This window comes from Sulfitobacter sp. HGT1 (genome assembly GCF_013282155.1).
Classification (GTDB): Bacteria; Pseudomonadota; Alphaproteobacteria; order Rhodobacterales; family Rhodobacteraceae; genus Sulfitobacter.
The window spans coordinates 231,906-252,055 of record NZ_BLWI01000005.1; the positions used below are offsets into that span (position 1 = coordinate 231,906).

At 59.0% G+C, this 20,150-nt stretch carries 20 protein-coding genes; 8 read left to right on the top strand and 12 right to left on the bottom strand.

Translation table 11 applies throughout. The annotated features are described in order from the left end of the window. Positions 1-53: 53 nt before the first annotated feature. Positions 54-1,118, bottom strand: coding sequence for an A/G-specific adenine glycosylase (gene mutY / locus HGT1_RS05605; RefSeq protein ID WP_176248938.1), 1,065 nt, complete (start codon positions 1,116-1,118; stop codon positions 54-56). A 102-nt stretch (positions 1,119-1,220) separates the two neighbouring features. On the opposite strand from mutY, the gene HGT1_RS05610 reads away from it, so the two are divergent. Genes HGT1_RS05610 through HGT1_RS05620 form a run of 3 tightly spaced genes read left to right on the top strand, consistent with a single transcriptional unit; the run spans position 1,221 to position 3,545 of the window. Further along, positions 1,221-1,730 carry a DUF721 domain-containing protein gene (locus HGT1_RS05610; protein WP_176248939.1) on the top strand — a complete coding sequence of 170 codons (510 nt, stop codon included), beginning with the start codon at positions 1,221-1,223 and terminating at the stop codon, positions 1,728-1,730. A 13-nt stretch (positions 1,731-1,743) separates the two neighbouring features. Continuing rightward, complete coding sequence (locus HGT1_RS05615; RefSeq protein WP_176248940.1) at positions 1,744-2,427, top strand: DsbA family protein; 684 nt, start codon at positions 1,744-1,746, stop codon at positions 2,425-2,427. Beyond that, positions 2,427-3,545 carry a CaiB/BaiF CoA-transferase family protein gene (locus HGT1_RS05620; protein ID WP_176248941.1) on the top strand — a complete coding sequence of 373 codons (1,119 nt, stop codon included), beginning with the start codon at positions 2,427-2,429 and terminating at the stop codon, positions 3,543-3,545. The genes HGT1_RS05615 and HGT1_RS05620 overlap by 1 nt, the downstream gene beginning before the upstream one ends. A 59-nt stretch (positions 3,546-3,604) precedes the next feature. Here the strand turns inward: HGT1_RS05620 and lpxK are convergent, their stop codons facing one another. The 6 genes from lpxK to HGT1_RS05650 all read right to left on the bottom strand — a co-directional run bounded on the left by lpxK (position 3,605) and on the right by HGT1_RS05650 (position 9,867). Beyond that, complete coding sequence (gene lpxK, locus HGT1_RS05625) at positions 3,605-4,597, bottom strand: tetraacyldisaccharide 4'-kinase (RefSeq protein WP_176248942.1); 993 nt, start codon at positions 4,595-4,597, stop codon at positions 3,605-3,607. Continuing rightward, positions 4,594-5,823 carry a 3-deoxy-D-manno-octulosonic acid transferase gene (locus HGT1_RS05630; RefSeq protein ID WP_176248943.1) on the bottom strand — a complete coding sequence of 410 codons (1,230 nt, stop codon included), beginning with the start codon at positions 5,821-5,823 and terminating at the stop codon, positions 4,594-4,596. Before HGT1_RS05630 ends, lpxK begins: the two co-directional genes overlap by 4 nt. A gap of 6 nt (positions 5,824-5,829) precedes the next feature. Further along, entirely contained in the window at positions 5,830-6,072 is a 243-nt protein-coding gene (locus HGT1_RS05635) for a DUF4170 domain-containing protein (protein ID WP_037228020.1), read from the bottom strand. A gap of 54 nt (positions 6,073-6,126) precedes the next feature. Beyond that, positions 6,127-6,906: a 3'(2'),5'-bisphosphate nucleotidase CysQ gene (locus HGT1_RS05640; protein ID WP_176248944.1), complete on the bottom strand. Its 780-nt coding sequence runs from the start codon at positions 6,904-6,906 to the stop codon at positions 6,127-6,129. Continuing rightward, positions 6,893-8,239: a TldD/PmbA family protein gene (locus HGT1_RS05645; RefSeq protein ID WP_176248945.1), complete on the bottom strand. Its 1,347-nt coding sequence runs from the start codon at positions 8,237-8,239 to the stop codon at positions 6,893-6,895. Before HGT1_RS05645 ends, HGT1_RS05640 begins: the two co-directional genes overlap by 14 nt. Before the next feature lie 89 nt (positions 8,240-8,328). After that, entirely contained in the window at positions 8,329-9,867 is a 1,539-nt protein-coding gene (locus HGT1_RS05650) for a DUF2125 domain-containing protein (RefSeq protein WP_176248946.1), read from the bottom strand. Positions 9,868-10,086: 219 nt separating this feature from the next. Between HGT1_RS05650 and HGT1_RS05655 the strand changes: the two genes are divergently transcribed. The 3 genes from HGT1_RS05655 (at position 10,087) to HGT1_RS05665 (ending at position 12,849) form a co-directional block, all read left to right on the top strand. Further along, positions 10,087-10,836, top strand: a complete 750-nt coding sequence (locus HGT1_RS05655; protein WP_176249062.1) for an SDR family oxidoreductase — start codon at positions 10,087-10,089, stop codon at positions 10,834-10,836. After that, complete coding sequence (locus HGT1_RS05660; protein ID WP_176248947.1) at positions 10,833-11,474, top strand: enoyl-CoA hydratase/isomerase family protein; 642 nt, start codon at positions 10,833-10,835, stop codon at positions 11,472-11,474. The genes HGT1_RS05655 and HGT1_RS05660 overlap by 4 nt, the downstream gene beginning before the upstream one ends. Positions 11,475-11,649: 175 nt before the next feature. Next, positions 11,650-12,849 (top strand): TIGR03862 family flavoprotein, encoded by a 1,200-nt coding sequence (locus tag HGT1_RS05665; RefSeq protein ID WP_176248948.1) that lies wholly within the window; start codon positions 11,650-11,652, stop codon positions 12,847-12,849. On the opposite strand, the gene HGT1_RS05670 is transcribed toward HGT1_RS05665, so the two are convergent. The 5 genes from HGT1_RS05670 to HGT1_RS05690 all read right to left on the bottom strand — a co-directional run bounded on the left by HGT1_RS05670 (position 12,846) and on the right by HGT1_RS05690 (position 18,065). Further along, positions 12,846-13,436: a glutathione S-transferase family protein gene (locus tag HGT1_RS05670; RefSeq protein ID WP_176248949.1), complete on the bottom strand. Its 591-nt coding sequence runs from the start codon at positions 13,434-13,436 to the stop codon at positions 12,846-12,848. The two genes, HGT1_RS05665 and HGT1_RS05670, sit on opposite strands and share 4 nt — an antisense overlap. Before the next feature lie 30 nt (positions 13,437-13,466). Further along, positions 13,467-14,465, bottom strand: a complete 999-nt coding sequence (holA, locus tag HGT1_RS05675) for a DNA polymerase III subunit delta (protein WP_176248950.1) — start codon at positions 14,463-14,465, stop codon at positions 13,467-13,469. After that, positions 14,462-14,947 (bottom strand): LPS assembly lipoprotein LptE, encoded by a 486-nt coding sequence (gene lptE / locus HGT1_RS05680; RefSeq protein ID WP_176248951.1) that lies wholly within the window; start codon positions 14,945-14,947, stop codon positions 14,462-14,464. Before lptE ends, holA begins: the two co-directional genes overlap by 4 nt. Beyond that, complete coding sequence (gene leuS, locus HGT1_RS05685) at positions 14,934-17,480, bottom strand: leucine--tRNA ligase (protein WP_176248952.1); 2,547 nt, start codon at positions 17,478-17,480, stop codon at positions 14,934-14,936. The genes lptE and leuS overlap by 14 nt, the downstream gene beginning before the upstream one ends. A gap of 87 nt (positions 17,481-17,567) precedes the next feature. Continuing rightward, positions 17,568-18,065 (bottom strand): DUF3576 domain-containing protein, encoded by a 498-nt coding sequence (locus HGT1_RS05690; protein WP_176248953.1) that lies wholly within the window; start codon positions 18,063-18,065, stop codon positions 17,568-17,570. Between the two features lie 297 nt (positions 18,066-18,362). Between HGT1_RS05690 and HGT1_RS05695 the strand changes: the two genes are divergently transcribed. Both HGT1_RS05695 and HGT1_RS05700 read left to right on the top strand, forming a co-directional pair. Beyond that, positions 18,363-19,379: a porin gene (locus tag HGT1_RS05695; protein ID WP_176248954.1), complete on the top strand. Its 1,017-nt coding sequence runs from the start codon at positions 18,363-18,365 to the stop codon at positions 19,377-19,379. Positions 19,380-19,478: 99 nt separating this feature from the next. Continuing rightward, entirely contained in the window at positions 19,479-20,132 is a 654-nt protein-coding gene (locus HGT1_RS05700) for a YggS family pyridoxal phosphate-dependent enzyme (RefSeq protein ID WP_176248955.1), read from the top strand. Positions 20,133-20,150 lie beyond the last annotated feature (18 nt).

Genomic DNA, 20,150 nt, shown 5'->3' on the forward strand with positions numbered 1-20,150 from the left:
ACTGTCTCTTCATAGCGCATCATTGCACCGTTTGTCACTGTGGCGCGCTGCCGCTAGCGGACCAAATCAAACGCCTTGCGCATGACGGTGGGCAGGTCGGACGGGCGGAACTGGTCGGGCGCAATGAATTCTGCATCCGGGTGCAGAATGCTGTCGGGGGCGGCGGTATACATAACGGTCAACATCAGGTGAAAATGCGTAAACGTATGGCGCACTTCGCCGGGCACCACCTGCCAGTCGGCTGTGGCAGGCGGGGTGCCTTGGGGGCGGGTTTCACTGGCGTCGATCCAGTCAGACCCCGGCCAACCGAGCATACCGCCCAGCAACCCTTTTTCGGGGCGGGTTTCCAGCAGCCACGCGCCATCGCTGCGCCGGGTCAGGTAAACGGTGCCGTGGCGGATGGGTTTGGGCTTTTTCGGGGTCTTTTTCGGCAATTCGGGCGCTGTGCCGCGTTGCCGCGCAAGGCATGGGCTGCGCCACGGGCAAATGCCGCAGGCCGGTGATTTGGGGGTGCAAATGGTGGCCCCCAGATCCATCACCGCTTGGGCGTAATCCCCGGGCCGGTCATCTGGCGTCAGGTTTGCGGCGCGCTGCATCAATTCCGGTTTGGCGGCCGGCAGGGGTGTGTGAATGTCGTAAATCCGCGCCAAAACACGCTCTACATTGCCATCAAGCACAGCGTGGGGCAGATCAAACGCAATCGATGATATGGCGGCGGCGGTGTAGGGGCCGATGCCCGGCAGTTTCAACAGCTCTGCGTGATCTGCTGGAAACTGCCCGTCATGGTCGGCAACAACCGCGCGGGCACATTTCAGCAGGTTGCGGGCGCGGGCATAGTAGCCAAGGCCGGCCCATTCCCCCATCACATCCGCGTCTTGGGCCGCAGCGAGATCGGCAACAGTGGGCCAGCGGGCGGTGAAGCGCTGGAAATAGTCGCGCACCGTGGCCACGGTCGTTTGCTGCAGCATCACCTCGCTTAACCAAATGCGATACGGGTCTGGATATTGGCCTGCTTTGCGGTCAGACGGGGCGACACGCCACGGCATTGCCCGCGCATGAACATCGTACCATTCGAGCAAGATAGGTGGCAGGTCGCTTGTTTCGTCTGTGTCACGCAATCTTTATGGCCTTTGCAGTTGGGATGGGCTGGCGATACGGTCCAGTATCGCTATGTTGTGTTGCATCGCTACGTTGAACTTTGTCATCCAGGAAAGATAGTCATGCCGCCGCGGCGTTCCAGTACAAAAGGGTTCAAACGCACAGACAGCCTGCTTTCGGCAAAGATCCGTCAGGCCAGCGAAACGCGTGGCTTTGCGCAATCGCGGCTTTTGACCCAATGGGCCGAGATCGTGGGCGAGGATGTTTCCTCCATCTCGAGGCCGGTCGAAGTCAGCTATGGGCGCGGCGGCATGGGGGCGACCCTGACCTTGCTGACCAACGGGTCAAATGCACCGATGCTCGAGATGCAAAAAGAACAACTGCGCGCCAAGGTAAATGCGGTTTACGGCTATAACGCCATCGCACGGGTGCGGGTCACGCAAACGGCGGCGACTGGCTTTGCCGAAGGGCAGGTCGCGTTCGAGGCAAAGCCAAAGGCGCGTGTTGATCAGGCCCCTGATCCGGTCATCCGCCAACGCGCCGCCGAAACCGTCGGGACAATGGGTGACGAAAGCCTGCGCGATGCCCTTGCACGTCTGGGCGAGAACATATTGAACAAGACGAAACGCTGACAAAGGAAATCAAATGAAACGCACTTTTCCAATTCTTGCGGCTGTTGCCGTGGTCGCTGCTGGCGGCTGGTATGTATTTGGCGGCACGGATGCAGTGAACAGCACATCGCTCAGCCCCATTGCAGGGGCTGCAAATGCGCAGACCACCGAAGCTGCCGAAGTCGATACGTCGACAATTCAGGACATGAGCCTGGGCAACGCCGAAGCCGCTGTGCAGATCGTTGAATATGCGTCTTTCACCTGCCCGCATTGCGCCGCATTCGATCAAGGTGCCTACAAGCAGCTCAAGGCCGACTATATCGACACCGACAAAATCGGCTTTACCTACCGCGAGGTGTATTTCGACCGCTATGGTCTGTGGGCATCCATGGTCGCGCGCTGTGATGGCGAAAACAAATTCTTTGGCATCGCTGACCTGATTTACAAAGGTCAGTCCGAATGGGTGCGCGCAGGCGAACCCGCTGCCATCGTGGAAGAGCTGCGCAAGATTGGCCGCCTTGCCGGTATCGAGAACGAAACTCTTGAGGCCTGTTTGCAAGACGGTGAAAAAGCACAGACTCTTGTGGCCTGGTGGGAAGAGAACCAAAAAGCCGATGATATCTCAAGCACGCCAAGCTTTATCATCAACGGCAAGAAATATTCCAACATGCCCTACGCCGAGATGAAGGAAATCATCGACGCGGCACTGGCCGAATAATGGCGGCCCCACTGGCAGGGCTCAAGGTGATTGAGCTGGCACGTATTCTGGCAGGGCCTTGGGCCGGCCAGACCTTGTCTGATCTTGGGTGTGAAGTCATCAAGGTGGAAAGCACCGCCGGTGACGACACACGCCAGTGGGGCCCCCCTTTCATCGAACGGGGGGATGACAAATCAGCATCCTATTTCCATTCGACCAACCGGGGCAAAGCGTCCGTTATCGTTGATCTAACCACCGCCGAAGGTCAGGCCAAGATGAAAGAACTGCTGGCCGACGCGGATATCCTGATCGAGAATTTCAAGACCGGCGGTCTGGCGAAATACGGCATGGATTATGCCAGCCTGTCCAAGGAATTCCCCAAGCTGGTCTATTGTTCGATCACCGGGTTCGGGCAGGACGGCCCCTATGCACACCGCGCCGGATACGACTTTATCATTCAGGGCATGTCCGGCCTGATGTCGATCACCGGAGAAGCCGAGGGCCAGCCGCAAAAACATGGCATGGCGATTACGGATATCTTTACCGGAATTTATGCGACGACTGCAATCTTGGCGGCCGTGCACCAGCGCAGCCACACGGGCGTCGGGCAGCATATCGACATGGCCCTGCTTGACTGTGCCGTGGCGGTCACGGGCAATCAGGCGATGAACTATCTTACCACGGGCAAGCCCCCGCATCGTATGGGCAACGCGCATCCCAATTTGACCCCGTATGAAGTGTTCGAATCCTCTGATGGTCATTTGATTATTGCCACCGGCAATGATGGCCAGTTCCAGCGGCTGTGCCGGATGCTGGGGCTGGACGATATGGCGGAAGCCGCGGAATATGCCAAGAATGCGGACCGTGTGGCGAACCGGCCGGAAATGATCCGTCGGTTGAATGATGCAACACGCCAGCGCACACGGGATGACCTGCTGGCAGCCTGCGAGGAAAAGGGCGTGCCTGCCGGACCGATCAACAACATGGAAGACATGTTCAATGATCCTCAGGTGATTGCGCGCGGGATGAAGATCGAACTGGACGGCGTGCCCGGTATCCGGTCGCCCTTCGTGTTTTCGGGTGCCGAACTGGCGCTGCATCGCGCGTCCCCCAAGCTTGGCGAAGACGACATTGGCTGACAGGTGGCGGCGTTTTCTTTAAAGAAAACGGGTCGGAATTTTTGAAAATTCCGACCTACCTAAGCGTGCTTGGGAAGCGCATTCAGGGCCTGAACAAGCGCATTGTCATCGGCCATTTTCAACCGCACGGGCAGGGTGATTACCTTCATCCTGAACGCCGCAGGCAGTCGCACGGCGTCTTTTTCTGTCGTTACCAGTTGCGCCCCGCTGGCAAAGGCATCTGCCTCAAGCCGGGTCATCAGCGCGCGTGTCAGCGGCTGGTGATCGTCCAGCGCTTCGGCATGAACAATCTCGGCCCCGAGTGCGCGCAACGTCGCGAAAAACTTTTCCGGATGGCCAATCCCTGCAAAGGCCAAAGCGCGGGTATCCGACCAGTCCATACCGGTTTGCAGGGGGGCCAATTCGGCCTGCACATGGGGCAAGCCCGCGGGCAGTGGGGTATGGTTGAACGCGGCCTGATCTTCGGCGCTGCCAATCGACAGCAGCAGATCAGCCCTGGCCAAACCGGTTTGTACCGGTTCGCGCAGCGGTCCGGCAGGCAAGCACAGCCCGTTGCCAAACCCTTTGGCGGCATCCACCACAACAATGCTGAGATCCTGCTTGAGCGCGGGGTTTTGAAATCCGTCATCCAGAACAATGACGCTTGCCCCTGCCGCCGCAGCGGCCTGTGCACCCGCAGCGCGGTCACGGGCCACCCAAACATCGGCAAAGGCAGCCAGCAAAAGCGGCTCATCCCCGACCTGCGCCGCTGAATGCCGCGAAGGGTCTACCAAAAGCGGCCCTTTTTCGGTGCCGCCATAGCCCCGCGATACGATGTGTGGCGTGTGGTAAATGTTGCGCAGATGTTCGACCACGGCCATCACTGTCGGCGTCTTGCCCGTGCCGCCCGCGTTAATATTCCCGACACAAACAACCGGAATGCCCAGGTCCAGGGGCTCTCCATGCGCCAAACGCCGCGCGGTGGCTTTTGCGTATAGCGCGCCCAGGGGCTGCAACAGGCGCGCGCGCCAGTCGGGCTTGGGCGAAAACCAAAAGGAAGGGGGGCGTTTCATCGTTCGGCCTCTTGCTGGTCAAGGGTGTCCTGGACCAGATCTATCACCTTGTCCGTCAGGGCGGCACCGCGGCTGATCACATCCCAACCGGCATGTGCCATCACGGCAGCCTGATCCGGCGCAATCAAGCGGCTGACGGCGGTTGCAAGGGCCGTTGCATCATTCACAATCCGCGCGGCCCCTTCAGATGCAAGGCGCGTGTAGGACGGCAGAAACCGCCGCACCTTTGGGCCATACAAAACCGCCGACCCCAGGGCTGCCGCCTCGAACGGATCACAGCCGCCGGGCCCCCCGGTCAGCGAACTGCCCAGAAAGGACACAGGTGCCAGACGATAGAACAACCCGATTTCGGCAGGATCATCGGCCAGCATGATCTGGGTCGAGCTGTCGGGATATCCATCGTCCCCCCAGCGAAGAACGCGAAAATCCTGTTGCGCCATATAGGTGGCAAACTTGTCGGCTTGACCCGGGTCGGCCGGCATCACGACCAGCAGCAACCGATGTGACAGACGCAAAGCCTGCCGGTGCGCCCGAAGCACAGTGGGAAGTTCGTCTTCCAAAATCTGATTGGCAAACCAGACGGGCCGCCCGACCAAGGCGGCAGAAAGATCCGCCATGTCGGAAACGATACAGGGCAGCGCCTGCCCTCCGGCCTGAAGTGCGGGCGTCATTTCGATGCTATCGCGCGAAATACCAAGACGGATCAACCGTTGAAAACCGGCTTCGGACCGCGCCAGAATCGCTGAAAAGGTCGATACCAGTTCAAAGGTCAAATCCCGCATCCAGCGGTCACGACGCCCGTCAAACCCGCCGCTATCTGCATCGATCAGAAACAGCGGGCATTTCCGTTGCGCCGCAGCCAGGATCAAATTCGGGCGGAGCCTTCCCCAGGCCCAGATACATGCGTTGGGTTTCCAGTGGTTCAAAAACGCGGCGACGGATGTTGGATGATCATCGGGAAGATCATCAATGATAACGTCCGCGTGGGGTGATGCCGGGCGTTCGGCACCGGTATCGCTTTTGGGCAGTGTAATCAGAACGCGCAGGCCCGACCGGCTGCGGCATAAACGTATTGCAAGGTCTTGAATGGCCAGCAAACTGCCCGGTTCGGGGGCATGGCACCAAACCAGCTCACCGTCCGGGCGATCTGCAACAGGCGTATACGGCACCGCTGAGCCGCGCCCCGAGTAGGCGCGATACGCAGTCAGCGCAAGGGACCGCGCCATATGGAATTAGCCCAGTTCTTCGGTCGAGGACGCAGCGGCTTCCTCGTCGCGCAAGCGGTGCAGATGCGCGATGAAATACCGCATATGCGCGTTGTCTACGGTGCGCTGCGCTTCGTTCTTCCAAGCATCATAGGCGCTGGCATAATTCGGGAAAATGCCGACCACGTGAATGTCATCTACATTTTTGAACGCTGTGCCGGTCGGTGAAACCAGTTCTCCGCCAAAGACGAGGTGTAGGCGTTGGGTCATGGTGCAATCCTTTGTTTTCGGATGAATGCCGATGCCGGTATCTAAGGCAACGGGTTATGCGGGGGCAAGGCTGCTAAGCAAATCCGCATGGATCGAAGCGCTGGCCGCAAGGACGCCATTTAGTCGCGGATCAGGGTTGTTGAACCGTAAAGCCGCGCCGGTTTTATCGGTGCAATAGCCGCCGGCTTCGGTCACGATCAGCGCACCGGCAGCAATGTCCCATTCCCAGCTTTTGCGCAAAGTGACCATGCCGTCGAACCGCCCTTGCCCCACCAGCCCAAGCCGGTAGGCCAGCGACGGGCGGTGTGCCCGTTTGAAACCCGGATCACCTGCGATCCAGTGGTGTTCGGCCATGACAGGTTTGGTTGCCAGCACTGTTGCGTTGCTCAGACCTTGGGTGGTTGATGCCGCGATTTTCAGATCATTCAATGTGGCACCACCGCCCAGCGACGCGGCATAAAGCCGGTCGAGCATTGGCAGGAACACAACGGCTGCGGTGATCTTGCCGCCTTGGGCAATCGCCAGCGAATGGGACCAGGTATCAGACCCTTCGATAAAGCTGCGGGTGCCATCAATCGGGTCGATAATAAAGACGTGGGATTGATCCAGCCGCCTGTCGCCGTCTTCGCTTTCCTCGGACAGCCAGCCGTAATCGGGGCGGGCTGTCGTCAGGGTTTCGTGCAGCATTGCATTCACGGCCAGATCGGCCTCGGTCACGGGGCCGGCATCGCCGGGCTTGTCCCAGCGTTTCGCGGTTTGCCCGGTATAGGACGTGGCGATCTGGCCAGCCTTGCGGGCGCAGTCGATCAATAGGTCAAGATCACGCACCGGCAAGGGTCATTCCTGGAACAAGCAAGGACGGCACGACGCGGCTGAGGTGCGTGCGTGCGTCATTTGCGGGGATAATGCTGCGCAGCATGTCGCGCAAATTCCCTGCGATGGTGCATTCATTTATCGCATGGGTAATTTCGCCATTTTCGATCCACAGACCAGAGGCACCCCGCGAATAATCGCCCGTGTTAGGGTTGATCGTAGAGCCTATCATAGAGGTCACGAGCAATCCGGTGCCCATCTGTTTGATCAGGTCGTCACGGGTCGCATCGCCTTGGGTCAGGGCAATATTCCAGACCGCAGGGCCGGGGTTTGATCCGGTGCCGCGCGCGGCGTTGCCGGTCGGAGCCATGCCCAGTTTGCGGGCAGTCGCCAGATCAAGGGTCCAGCCTTTCAGCGTCCCGTTTTCGACAATCACACGCCGGTTGGTCGGCAGGCCTTCACCGTCAAAGGGGCGCGATCCAGATGTGCGCGGGCGGTGGGGGTCTTCGATGATCGACAGGCCGTCCGGCAACACCTGTTCGCCCATCGCGTCGCGCAACCACGACGCACCGCGCGCAATGGCAGCACCGCTGACCGCCGCCAGAAGATGCCCGATCAGCGTGGATGAAATCCGTTCGTCGAACAAAACCGGATAGGCCCCTGTCGGCGGTTTGCGGGCATCCATCCGCAGCAAAGTCCGCTCTGCTGCGGTGGTTCCGATGTCTTCGGGACTGCGCAGGTCGGCCTGAAAAATCCGGCTGTCGCCGTCATAGTCGCGTTCCATCGCGGTACCGCTGCCTGCGATGGTGACACAAGACAGCCCCCGATCCGTGCGGGTATACCCACCTTCAAAACCGTTGCTGGCCGAAAGATAAACCTGCTGCTCCCCATAGGCTGCGCTGGCGGATTGCACCTGCGAGATACCTTTGACGGCCAACCCTGCCGCTTCGGCCCGTGCGGCATCGTCTTGCAACGTCTGCGGCGATGGCTCCGGCGTCGGGTCGGACAGTTCGAGCGCGTCAATATCCCAGCTGGTCGCCAATTGGTCTGGGTCGGCAAGGCCGGAATAGGGGTCTTCGGGCGCTTCTTTTGCCATTGCAACGGCCCGCAGTGCCATTTCCTCGATCGTGCGATCTGAGGTGTCGGACGCAGATACGTTTGCCGACCGTTTGCCAACAAACACCCGCAGGCCGATGTCGACGCCTTCGGACCGTTCCGCTTGCTCAAGGGCTCCGCCACGGACGTCAACACTGACCGATGTACCGCGCACAGCCATTGCATCGGCGCTGTCTGCGCCGGCATCTTTGGCAGCGCGCAGCAATGATTTTGTCAGCGCATCAATGGACTGCTGCATGGGAATTCTCCTAAATATCTCAATGGTTAGCTAGCGACCCCACTGCCAGTCTGCAAGGGATGGGGGTCGCATCGACAAGGGCCGCGTCTTTATTTGATCCGCTGACCATTGGCCAAAATCGCGCCTGACCGGGTAAATTCGATCTTTGTCTCAAGCGTATCTTCGCCGTCGCCGGGGATCGTAAACATACCCATCACCATGCGCGCACCCATGGCCATCTGATCTGGCAGCAGACCTGCTTCGACAAGGCTGTTGATCAGGGTGTTGCCGCCCACCAGTTTCAGATCAACCGCCCCCGTCGGCTTGAGCGTGCCATCCTGTGTATCGGTGCCCGAATTGTCAAAAGTTGCAGCACCATAGCCGGTCAACCGCGCCCCGAGCGCGTCAACAATCAGCGAATTCAGCTTTACGCTTTCAGGTTTTGCAGGAACGTCCATGGCATCCGACATCTGATCGGCGTTTTGCATATCCAGGTAATCTGCCAGCAGCGTCGCAGTGCCGGTCATATCAAGCGCAACCGTGGCCGGATCGCGCGGCAGAGTGCCCTGAGGGTTCAGCATCCCCCAAACCAGATCCGACATCGTGAAATCCGTCAGGTTCAGGCCCAAGGCAAAATTCTGGGGCGCGTCCGATCTCATCACAGGCGCGCTTAGGTTAAAGGCGGCGTTATCCATGGCAAAGGACAGCAAGAACGGGAATTGCGGCGGCTGTACCGACACTGTCATGCCTTCGCGGGTTCCGGCATAGCTGAAGCCATCCGCACTGGTCTCTACCGCAAGCGTGCCGCTTTCAGCGGCCATCGCAATGGCCATATCGCCGCTGACGGGGTCCTCAATGTTGAGGGTCATTGTGCTGTTTCCGGCAGTCACGGTGCCTGCAACATCCATACCGGCACGCAACAGCCCGGCCGTATCGCTGACCTGCGCCAGTGCAAGCGGCAGAATTCCGTTCGCCTTGAAACCCAGGTTGGCCGATGTTCCCTGTACCGTGGCAATTGCCGGTTCGTTCGGATCCTTGAACCGCATCTCATAGGTGGCGGACCCGATTGTCGCGGTTTGATCATAGTCGCGCATGCTGGCCAGTTTGCTGTCTGTTCTGCTTTGAACATCCTGCATCGTAATGGCCATCTTGGCGTTCTCGGGGCCAACAGTTTCACTGCCGACGGTCAATTGATCCAGGGTTAGTCCCACCATCCCGGCGGAATAGCTGCTGGTCATGTTGGTCGGGGTCCCGCTGACCACCATATCCTGGGCGGACTGGTTGATGGTCAGGGTCATAGTGACCGGTTCGCCTTGTCCTGTGGCGGGGCTGACGCTGACTGATACCGGCATGACCGGGGGAAACAGCACGGTTACGCTGCCGTCGTCATTCTGGGCAAAACCGATGCTGCCAAGGGTCACTGACATGTCGCCCTGATCGGGGTCCATTGCCAGATCAAGCCGCAGGTCGCTGACGGTCAGCGTATTGCCCGAGGTGCTTTCCTTGGCGGTCAGGCTGTATCCGATGCTTTGAATGTGGTCGCGCCAATCCTGCCAGACATCATTGGGGGTCACATCTGCGGTTGCGAAATGTGCACTCGACAAAAGGGCAAAGGCTGAACAGCCAAGCAATGTTTGAAATCGGTTCATCGTGAAAGTTCCTTTGTCGGGCGGCTGCGGCACGGGGTCATTTGTGCCTAACAGATAATTGGTATGGATCATCTTACAAGGCAAAGCGCCCTTCGTCCAAGATTGGGCTTTTGGCTGGCATCGGGTTATGTAGATGCTAAGTATCTTCTGATTACACGGTTAATTACATGGTTTGGCGGATTTCCAAGCCTGATAACGATGAAAGATGGGATGAACGATATGGAAATGGCAGGCAAAACCGTCATGATCACCGGCGCAAGCCGCGGTATCGGTGCCGAAACGGCACGTCTTTTCGCCAAAGCGGGGGCGAATGTGGTGCTGCTGGCCCGATCCCAAGACGCCATCGCCGATCTGGCGGGCGAGATCGGGCATAAGGCCATCGCGATCCCCTGCAACGTGGCCCGCTTTGGGGAAATGTCGTCGGCAGTAGAAACGACGGTGCAGGCGTTTGGCAGTCTGGATGTGCTGATCAACAATGCCGGTGTGATCGACCCGATTTCGCATCTGGCCACCTCTGACCCCGATGCTTGGGGGCTGGCGATCGATATTAACCTCAAAGGTGTTTACAACGGCATGCGGGCGGCATTGCCCGTGATGAAACATGCCGGTGCCGGCACCATTCTGACGGTCAGTTCCGGTGCTGCGCATCACGCGATCGAGGCATGGAGCGCCTATTGTGCGTCCAAGGCGGCGGTGAACATGATCGGCCGGTCTGTCCACCTTGAGGAAGCCGCCAACGGCATCCGCGCCATCGGTTTGTCACCCGGCACCGTTGCCACCCAAATGCAACGCGAGATCAAGGCAAGCGGCATCAACCCTGTCAGCGAACTGGCGTGGGAAGACCACATTCCCGCCGACTGGCCAGCCCGCGCCCTGCTGTGGATGTGTAGCCCAGCGGCAGACCGCTTTTGCGGCGAGGAAATATCGCTGCGTGACGAAAGCATCCGCAAAGAGGTTGGCCTGATATGATTGATTTTTCCCGCGACGGCGACATCTGGACCGCGACCCTGAACCGCCCTGAAAAGGCCAATTCGCTTACCCATGAAATGCTGGTGTCTTTGGCCGAGTTCATGGAGGACGCGCAAGCCGCCCGCGCTGTCATCCTGACCGGCCAAGGCAAGGTATTCAGCGCGGGGGCCGATCTGGACGAAGCCCGCGCAGGTCTTGCGACTTCGGATATCTGGGAACGGCTGTCGGGGGCCATTGCAGCGTTGCCGGGTCTTAGCATCTGCGCGATGAACGGCACATTGGCGGGCGGTGCGATGGGCATGGCGCTGGCCAGTGATCTGCGCATCGCAGTGCCCACGGCCAAGTTTTTCTATCCGGTGATGAAGCTGGGGTTCTTGCCGCAACCCAGTGACCCCGCACGGATGTCGGCATTGATCGGCCCCGCGCGGACCAAGCTGATCTTGATGGGCGGGCAAAAGATCACGGCGGATGAGGCCCTGTTGTTCGGTCTGATCGACAGGATCGTCGAACCGGATACCCTGCTGGAGACAGCCCGTCACATCGCCGCAGATACCGTCGCCGCCACGCCTGAAATCGCGGTCGGAATTAAAGCCATGTGCACACCACAGTCCGGTGCATCAGATGCGCCCCTTAGATAAAGGGCACAAACGGCACGCCACAGGCGCTAACTGCGGTTAATGTGGTCAAAAGAATGTAAAGCCGCATATGGGTGTGCCTGCCTGTTTTGGGTCAATTGCCATCATCATCGTGCAATTGCCTTTCGGTCAAGTTAAGTCAGGCCCTTAGTTTCGTATTTTCAGCAAAGGCATCCCCATGACCTCTTTGGCAGTGACAGAAAAACAGGCGGTCGTAATTGGCGCAGGTCCGGCGGGGCTGATGGCGGCTGAAATGCTGGCGGCAGCCGGTCTGTCGGTGACGGTCTGCGACCATAAACCGTCGGTCGGGCGCAAATTCCTGATGGCGGGCAAGTCGGGGTTAAACCTGACCAAAGTTGAACCGGATGATGCCTTTTTGAACGCCTTCACCGACGCCAAGGGCGTGCTTGCGCCGATCATATCTGCATTTGACAGCGCTGCGGTTCAGGAATGGGCCACAGGGTTGGGGCAAGAGCTTTTTACCGGGTCGACAGGCCGGGTTTTTCCGACAGTGATGAAGGCGTCGCCCCTGTTGCGGGCCTGGCTGGTCCGGTTGACCGAGGCCGGTGTCCGGATCAACACACGCTGGGATTGGACCGGCTGGGACGCAGACGGGCTGGTTTTCGAGACACCCGATGGCCGGCAGGTTTTGCAGCCGGATGTGACCGTTTTGGCGATGGGCGGGGCAAGCTGGGCGCGGCTTGGGTCAACCGGGGATTGGGCCAAAGTGATGGCAAGCGACACGCCGTTCACGCCATTCGCGCCCGCAAACGTGGGCATCGCGGTGGATTGGTCCTCGCATATGGAGGCGCATTTCGGCACGGCGCTGAAAGGTATCGCGCTCAAGTCCGGCACGTATCGTTCGCGGGGCGAGGCACTGATTTCGCGTCAAGGGTTTGAGGGCGGTGGCATTTACACCATCTCGCGCGGGGTGCGCGAAGGGCATCCGCTGATGTTGGACCTGCTGCCGGATCAAACGGTCGAGGCTTTGACGAAAAAGCTGGATCAGCCGCGCGGCAAGATGAGCATGGCCAATTTCATGCGCAAGGCGCTCAAGCTTGATCCGGTAAAAATCGCTGTTTTGCAGGAAATGGCGCGGCCCTTGCCGCAAGACACCAAGGCGCTGGCGAAACTGCTTAAGGCGCTGCCGATCAAACACGCGGGTTTGCGCCCGATGGATCAGGCAATTTCGACGGCTGGCGGGGTAAAGTTCGACGCCGTGGATGACGCGTTGATGTTGCGCAACCGTCCCGGTGTTTTTGTCGCGGGCGAGATGCTGGATTGGGAGGCCCCCACAGGCGGCTATCTGATTTCGGCCTGCCTTGCGACAGGCCGATGGGCGGGGCAACATGCCGCCGCTTGGGCGCAAAAGGCCTAGCCTTCTTTGGTTGCGGCCGCTTTGAACGCGGGGCGGTCGCGCATGGATTTGGCCCAGTCGCCCAGCTTGTCATCCACACGGTCGAACCCCGCGCCGATGGACCAGTTGATGCAATGGGTGGCCAGCAGATCAGGCACGGTTATCTCATCCCCCATCAAAAACGGCCCTTCCAGACGATCTGACAGAATCTTGGCCGAACGGGCGAACTCTGCCTTCAGGCTTGGCTTGATCTCGGGAACGCGCTGTTCTTCGGGAAAGACAAAGCTGTGTTTGGCCGCGGCCCACAGGATCGCGTCCATTTCGTCGATCAGCCAAAAGGTCATGGCATCCTGACGTGCGCGGGCGGGGGTGCCGGCCGGGGCGGTCAGCATGCCGTGTTTGTCGGCCAGATACTGCATGATCGCCACAGAATCGGTCAAAACCTCATCGCCATCGACCAATGCAGGGATTTTTCCTGACGGATTGTATTTCTTGGCCTCGTCTGACGCCGGCCCACACGGGACATGCTCGTATGGCTGGCCCAGTTCTTCCAGCATCCACATGACGCGCAAGGCGCGTGATTTTGTGGCTCCGATGACTTTGTACATTTCGCTCTTCCCTTGATATTTCAACCAAGGTTAGCGTTGTGCGCCCAACATTGCCAGCCGGATGAACGCCCGTTCGACCAACGCCATCGTGGGCGCATGTTGCCCCGCCGATCGCAGCGTAAGGTCGGTATCTGTCAGCACCGTCAAAGCGGTTTCCAGCTTGGTGGCACCCCAGTTTTTGGCCTGCCGCATGGCGCGGTCACGGTCGCGCACACCCCAGATCTGGCCGCCGGGGTTGCTGGCGATGCGGTACAAGGTGCGAAAGTGGCGGGTGGCCATGATGATCAAGGTCACGGCGTTCACGCCTTGCGCTTGCAGCTTGGCCATCACCGGCCCGATATCGCCGGCACGGGCTTCGGCCACGACATGCAGGATATCGTCGACTTCGGCCTCGGTAGAGGTGGGCGCGCAATTGCCAACGTCCAAGGCGGTCAGGGGACCATTGTCACCGATCTTGTAAAGCGTGATTTTTTCGACCATCTGGCGGAAATCGCCGGGGTCCAGCACGCGGGCAAGCTCGCTGAGCGACCCCATGGCATCGGGTTCGGGGCTTAGCTTTGCCTCGGACAGGATACGCTCTATCTCGGCGCGGTCGGGCGGAGTGTCATAAATCGGCGTGGCAAAGGCGGTTTTATGCGCCTCGAATGCCTTGAGCACCTTTGACGTTTTCTTGAGGTCACCAGCCGTCACCACGATCTGTGCATCACCGGGCTGCCAATCGGCAAGCGCGTCGATCAGTATCTTGGCGATGTTGTCGTTGGCATCTTCGACAAAGGCGGCGCGAGGGCCGGGAAAGAAACCAACCGCTTTTAACGCATCCAGCAGCATTGGCGGGTCGCGGCGCAGGTCGGCGGCCTGAATGCGGGTCAGCCGCATTTCTTCTTCGGCATTGGTGCCTAGCAACGCCTTTAGAAATTCCTGCCGTTTCAAGGCAACGCGCATCGCATCGCTGCCATAGATTAGCAGCCCTGTTTTGTTCGGGTCAGGCTTTTTGAAATAGGCAGTTGCGTCGCGTGGCGGCAGTTTCATTGTGTCAGGTCAGCCGCATAAAGCCGGGTCACGATCTGATCGGCCAGCATCGTCATCAGGCGCACTTGGGCATCGCGTTCAGCGGCGAGGGTCGCAACGGTAGACCCGGTCGCGGAATAGCCGGTAAAGTTTTCGACATCACCCGATGAGACGATTTGCCCGGTGCCAAGGTCACGCAGCGCAAAATCGGCTTTGCCAATCAGATTATAGCGTCTGGTGTTATCGGCGCTATCAATCGCCAGACCTTCTTGGCTGGTGGTCACGGCAAGGGCCAATCCGTATTTGGCAGCTGCCGGACGGCCCAGACGGGTTTCGATCTCGCGGACCAGCGTATAGCTGAACGCGTCGTCTGGCGCGTCCACTGCAACACTGTTTTTCAAGGCTGTCCCCGTGCCGCCGGGGCCGTAAACCGGCTGAAACCCGCAGGCGGCCAGCGCCAGCAAAGGCAGCGCCAGCATAAGGCGGCGGCTAGGCAACGACATTGACGATCCGTCCGGGCACTACGATCACCTTTTTGGGCGTGGCACCATCAAGGGTGCGAATAACAGCTTCGTGGCTGAGCGCGATCTTTTCAACCTCTTCTTTCGACATATCGGCGGGCACCTGAATTTCTGCGCGCCGTTTGCCGTTGATCTGGATCGGCAAGGTCACGGTGTCATCAACCAGCATCGCCTCTGATGCCTTGGGCCAAGGTGCCGTGGTGATCAGGCCCGTGCCGCCCTGTGCGGACCAGATTTCTTCCGACAGGTGCGGGGTCATCGGGGCCATAAGCTGTGCAAGGGTCATGATCGCCTCGCGCTGTGCGGCACGTCCGGCCTTGGATTTGTGCAGTGTCGCGGTAAAGGCATAGAGCTTGGCAATGGCTGCGTTAAAGCCGAAGGATTCGACGCCCATGGTCACATCATGAATGGTTTTATGCATGGCGCGCAGCAGATCGTCGTCGCCTTCGCCATTGGCATCATTCGCCATCTCGGTGATCCGGTTCGAAATATTCCAGACGCGGCCAAGGTGTTTATAGGCGGCTTCGGCACCTGACGCTGTCCATTCCACATCCCGTTCGGGGGGGGAATCGGACAAGACAAACCAGCGCGCGGTATCTGCGCCATAGCTCGCGATGATTCCCAGCGGATCGACGACGTTCTTTTTCGACTTCGACATTTTGGCCGAGGGGATGATCTCCACTGGTGTGCCATCGGCAAGTTTACCGTCGGTGACGTCCTCGGGCAGGTGATAGACAGGGCGGCCGTTTTCGCCCTTGGTCTGGTAAATCTCGTGGGTCACCATGCCTTGGGTGAACAACGCGTCAAAAGGTTCGATCGCTTTTTCCGGCAAATGGCCGGTGATCTGCATCGCGCGGGCAAAGAACCGCGAATACAGCAGGTGAAGAATCGCGTGTTCAATGCCACCGATATACTGATCGACGTTCATCCAGTATTCGGCGTCTTCCATGACAGTCGGTGTATCGGCGTGGGGCGCGGTAAAGCGGGCAAAGTACCAGGACGAATCAACGAATGTGTCCATTGTGTCGGTTTCACGCTTGGCAGGCGCACCACAGGACGGGCAGGCACAGTCGCGCCATGTCGGGTGGCGGTCCAAAGGATTGCCCGGCACGTCAAAGCTGACGTCATAGGGCAGTTCGATCGGCAGGTTTTCTTTCTTTTCAGGGACCACACCGCAGGCATCGCAATGCACCACGGGGATAGGGCAGCCCCAATAGCGCTGGCGGGACAGGCCCCAGTCGCGCAGGCGGTATTTGGTCACGCCCTGACCGACGCCTTGGGCTTCGCAGGCTTCAATCGCTGTTGCGATGGCCTCGTCGCCGGTTTGCCATTTCTCGCCGGCAAAGCCGCCATTGTAGTAAACCCGTTCGGATTTGGCCGGAACAAAGGCTTCGGTGATCTTTGGATCGGCATCTTCGGCCGGAAGGAAGGTCGAAATGATCGGCAGGCTGTATTTTGTCGCGAATTCAAAGTCGCGCTGGTCATGTGCGGGGCAGCCAAAGATCGCACCCGTGCCATAATCCATCAGGATAAAGTTGGCGATGTAGACAGGCAGTTCCCACGACGTATCAAACGGGTGACGCACGCGCAGGCCGGTATCCATCCCCAGCTTTTCAGCGGTTTCGATGGCTTCTTCGGTCGTGCCCCCCTTGCGGCATTCCGTGCAGAATGCGGCGAGTTCAGGGTTGTCCTTCTCGAGGGTTTTGGCCAGCGGGTGGTCGGGCGAAATACCGACAAAGCTGGCACCAAGCAACGTATCGGGGCGGGTGGTATATACCTCGATCCGGTCAAAACCGTCCGGCGCGTCGATGGTCGAGAACGCGAATTGCAGACCGCGCGATTTGCCGATCCAGTTGGCCTGCATCAGTTTGACCTTGGCGGGCCAGTTATCAAGCGTGTCGAGCGCGTTGAGCAATTCTTCGGAGTGGTCGGAGATCTTAAAGAACCACTGCGTCAGCTCGCGCCGTTCAACCAGCGCGCCCGACCGCCAGCCGCGCCCGGCCTCGACCTGTTCATTGGCCAGAACGGTCATGTCGACCGGGTCCCAGTTCACCACGGCATTCTTGCGGTAAACCAAACCTTCCTCAAGGAAATCAAGGAACAACGCCTGTTGCTGGCCATAATATTCCGGATCGCATGTGGCGAATTCGCGGGACCAGTCAATGGACAGGCCCAGCGGTTTCATCTGGCCGCGCATGTCTGCGATATTGCCATAGGTCCAGTCTTTGGGGTGGCCGCCGATGGCCATTGCCGCGTTTTCGGCGGGCATCCCGAAGGCGTCCCAGCCCATCGGATGCAGCACGTTATGGCCGGTCGCGATCTTGTAGCGCGCGATCACGTCACCCATCGTATAGTTGCGCACGTGGCCCATGTGGATACGGCCCGACGGATAGGGGAACATCTCGAGGACATAGTATTTCGGCTTGTCGGCAGAGCGGACAGCCTTGAAAACATCGTCTTTTTCCCAGGCGGCTTGCCAGCGGGCTTCGATTTCGGCGGGGGTGTAACGGGACATCTTGGCTGACCTTATCAAACGAAAAACGCCGGGCGAGCGACTAGCGCGTGGCCCGGCGTTGGAATGGAGAATGGGGTAGAAGCGGGCTTAGAATTTATTGTCGGCAATCCGCATTTCGCGCGCACGGCTAAGAATCGCATCTTCTACGGCACGCGACGTCGCTTTGTTGACCGCGCGCCCGCCACGGGTTTGCAGCGAAATGTTCAATGACCGCGCATCCAGCGCCGGATCGTCGATCAGAACGGTGGCGCGGTAGGACTGGCCGCTGCCGGGCGGTGTGCCGTATCCGGTCACGATAACCCCGGTGTAAGGGTCGATCGACTGGATCGGCAAAAAGTTGAGAACCTCGAGCGACGCAGACCACAGATACTTGTTAACGGATACGCTTGTGTCTGTGTTCTTGCGGTTGAAAATCGACCAGATCGTGTTCTCCTGGTTCGTCTCGATGCTGCTTGGCACGTTCGGGCCGGCGGCTTCTGCAGCAGAGGGACCAACAGGCGCACCTAGGTTAAACGCACCACATGCGCTTAGCGATGCAGCGGCCATAAGGGCCATTGTGGATTTAAATACCGAAGCGTGCGCCATTCCAGCCGTCCTTTGCCTATTTGGACACTGGTCTAAACAAGCAGGGTACTATCGGCAAGCGCAATGTCGGATCGCACATAGTATAGCGCTCTTTAATAGATGTTTTACCTGTGCGACGGCCCGCCTGCTGCTGCTGCCCCTCAAGTCGGACTGTGGCAAAGCTGCATCAGAGTTTTCAACATTGAGGCAAACCGTTTCGCGATCCTTGCCAAAACTGGGGCAAAAGAACAAAAGACCTTCATACCCTTTCCGGATTCCCCGGTCAGGGCATGTGAATTCAAACCGATGGGATAACTCATGAAAAAAGTTCTCTTCGCTACAACAGCCCTGGTCGCAACCGCAGGCGTAGCAGCAGCAGACGTAACATTTGGTGGCTACGGCCGCTTTGGTGTTCTGTACAACTCCACCGCTGGTGCGGACAACATCTTCGACACAGCAGATGACGTTTCGTCCTCCAACATCACATCGCGCTTCCGCCTGCAGATCACTGCAACAGCAGAATCCGACATGGGTGTTTCCTTCGGTGCGATGACCCGCATCAACCAGGACAATGGCGGCTCCGGCACTGGCCTGAACGGCGTTCGCTTCTTCGCGAAATCCGGTGGTCTTGAAGTTGGCGTTGGCAACATCTACGGCGCTCTGGAATTCATGCCTGGCATGTACCCAATCGATCTGGGCCTGACCGGTCTGGGTTACGACTACACCGCATATAACTTCAATGGCGATGCGTACTCTTCCGGTGGTGCCGGTGCATCCCAGCAGAACGGTGTTGAAGTAACGTACAAAATGGGCGACCTGTCCATGCACCTGTCGGCTTCCGACGGTGGTACAACATTCAACAACAACACAGTTGCTGGTAACCCAGTTGTTGGCGCAACAGCCATTCAGCGTGACCGTGTTGCTGCGCACATCGCGTACACATTCTCCGGCTTCACGTTCGCTTTGGGCGGCCAAGACTCCAGCGACGATGGCGACACAAAGTTCGCAGCATCCGTTGGCGGCAACGTTGGCATGGCAAACGTAACATTGGCATATGCTGACAACGGCACAAACGGCGACCAAGTTACTTTGGCTGCTTCGTTTGATGTTGGCGCGGCTACAAAAGTCCAAGCTTACTATGCTGACCGTTCCGGCGCGACAGCTCTGCGCGGCAACGACGGCACAGTCTACGTTGCAGGTACCGAGTACAATGGTGACTCGTACGGTATCGGTGTTCACCACGACCTGGGTGGCGGTACTTCCATCCGTGGTGGTGTTGCACGTCAGTTCACAGGCATCACACGTGCCGACGTTGGTGTTCGCTTCAACTTCTAAGTTGAACGCAACCATCTAAAAGAGGGGCAGGCCATTGGTCTGCCCCTTTTCTTTTGTGCCAAGCTGTAGTTCTGTGCCACCGGAAACAGGGGGCGTATCATGAGCTTGCACGACATCAAAATCCGCATCGCAAAAGCCGAAGAAAACGCAGGCCGTGCACCGGGCAGCGTCAAACTGATCGCTGTCAGCAAGGTGCAGCCCAATGCGCGGGTGCAGGCGGTGCTGGACGAAGGCCACCGTTGTTTCGGTGAAAACCGCGTTCAGGAAGCCGAAGGCAAATGGCCCGACTTCAAAAAATCCTATAGCGGGATCGAGCTGCATCTGATCGGGCCGCTTCAGTCAAACAAAGCCCGCGCCGCGATGGAGCTGTTCGACGTTATTCACACCTTGGACCGTCCGAAACTGGCCACAACCTTTGCCCGGCTGGCGCAAGAGATGGGCCACTGTCCCGACATGTTCATTCAGGTCAACACAGGTGAAGAAGACCAGAAAGCAGGTGTGATGCCCGCCGATGCAGACGCATTTATCAAGGAATGTCAGGGTCTTGACCTGCCGGTGCGTGGTTTGATGTGTATCCCCCCCGTAGACGAGGAAGCCGCGCTGCATTTCGCGCTGCTGGCCAAGATCGCAACGCGCAACGGGTTGGATGGCCTGTCGATGGGCATGAGCAGTGATTTCGAAAAGGCCATCGCCTTGGGTGCGACCCATATCCGCGTGGGATCAGCGATCTTCGGGGAGCGCGTTCCTGCCTAGCGGGGCGGTGGGTTGGCA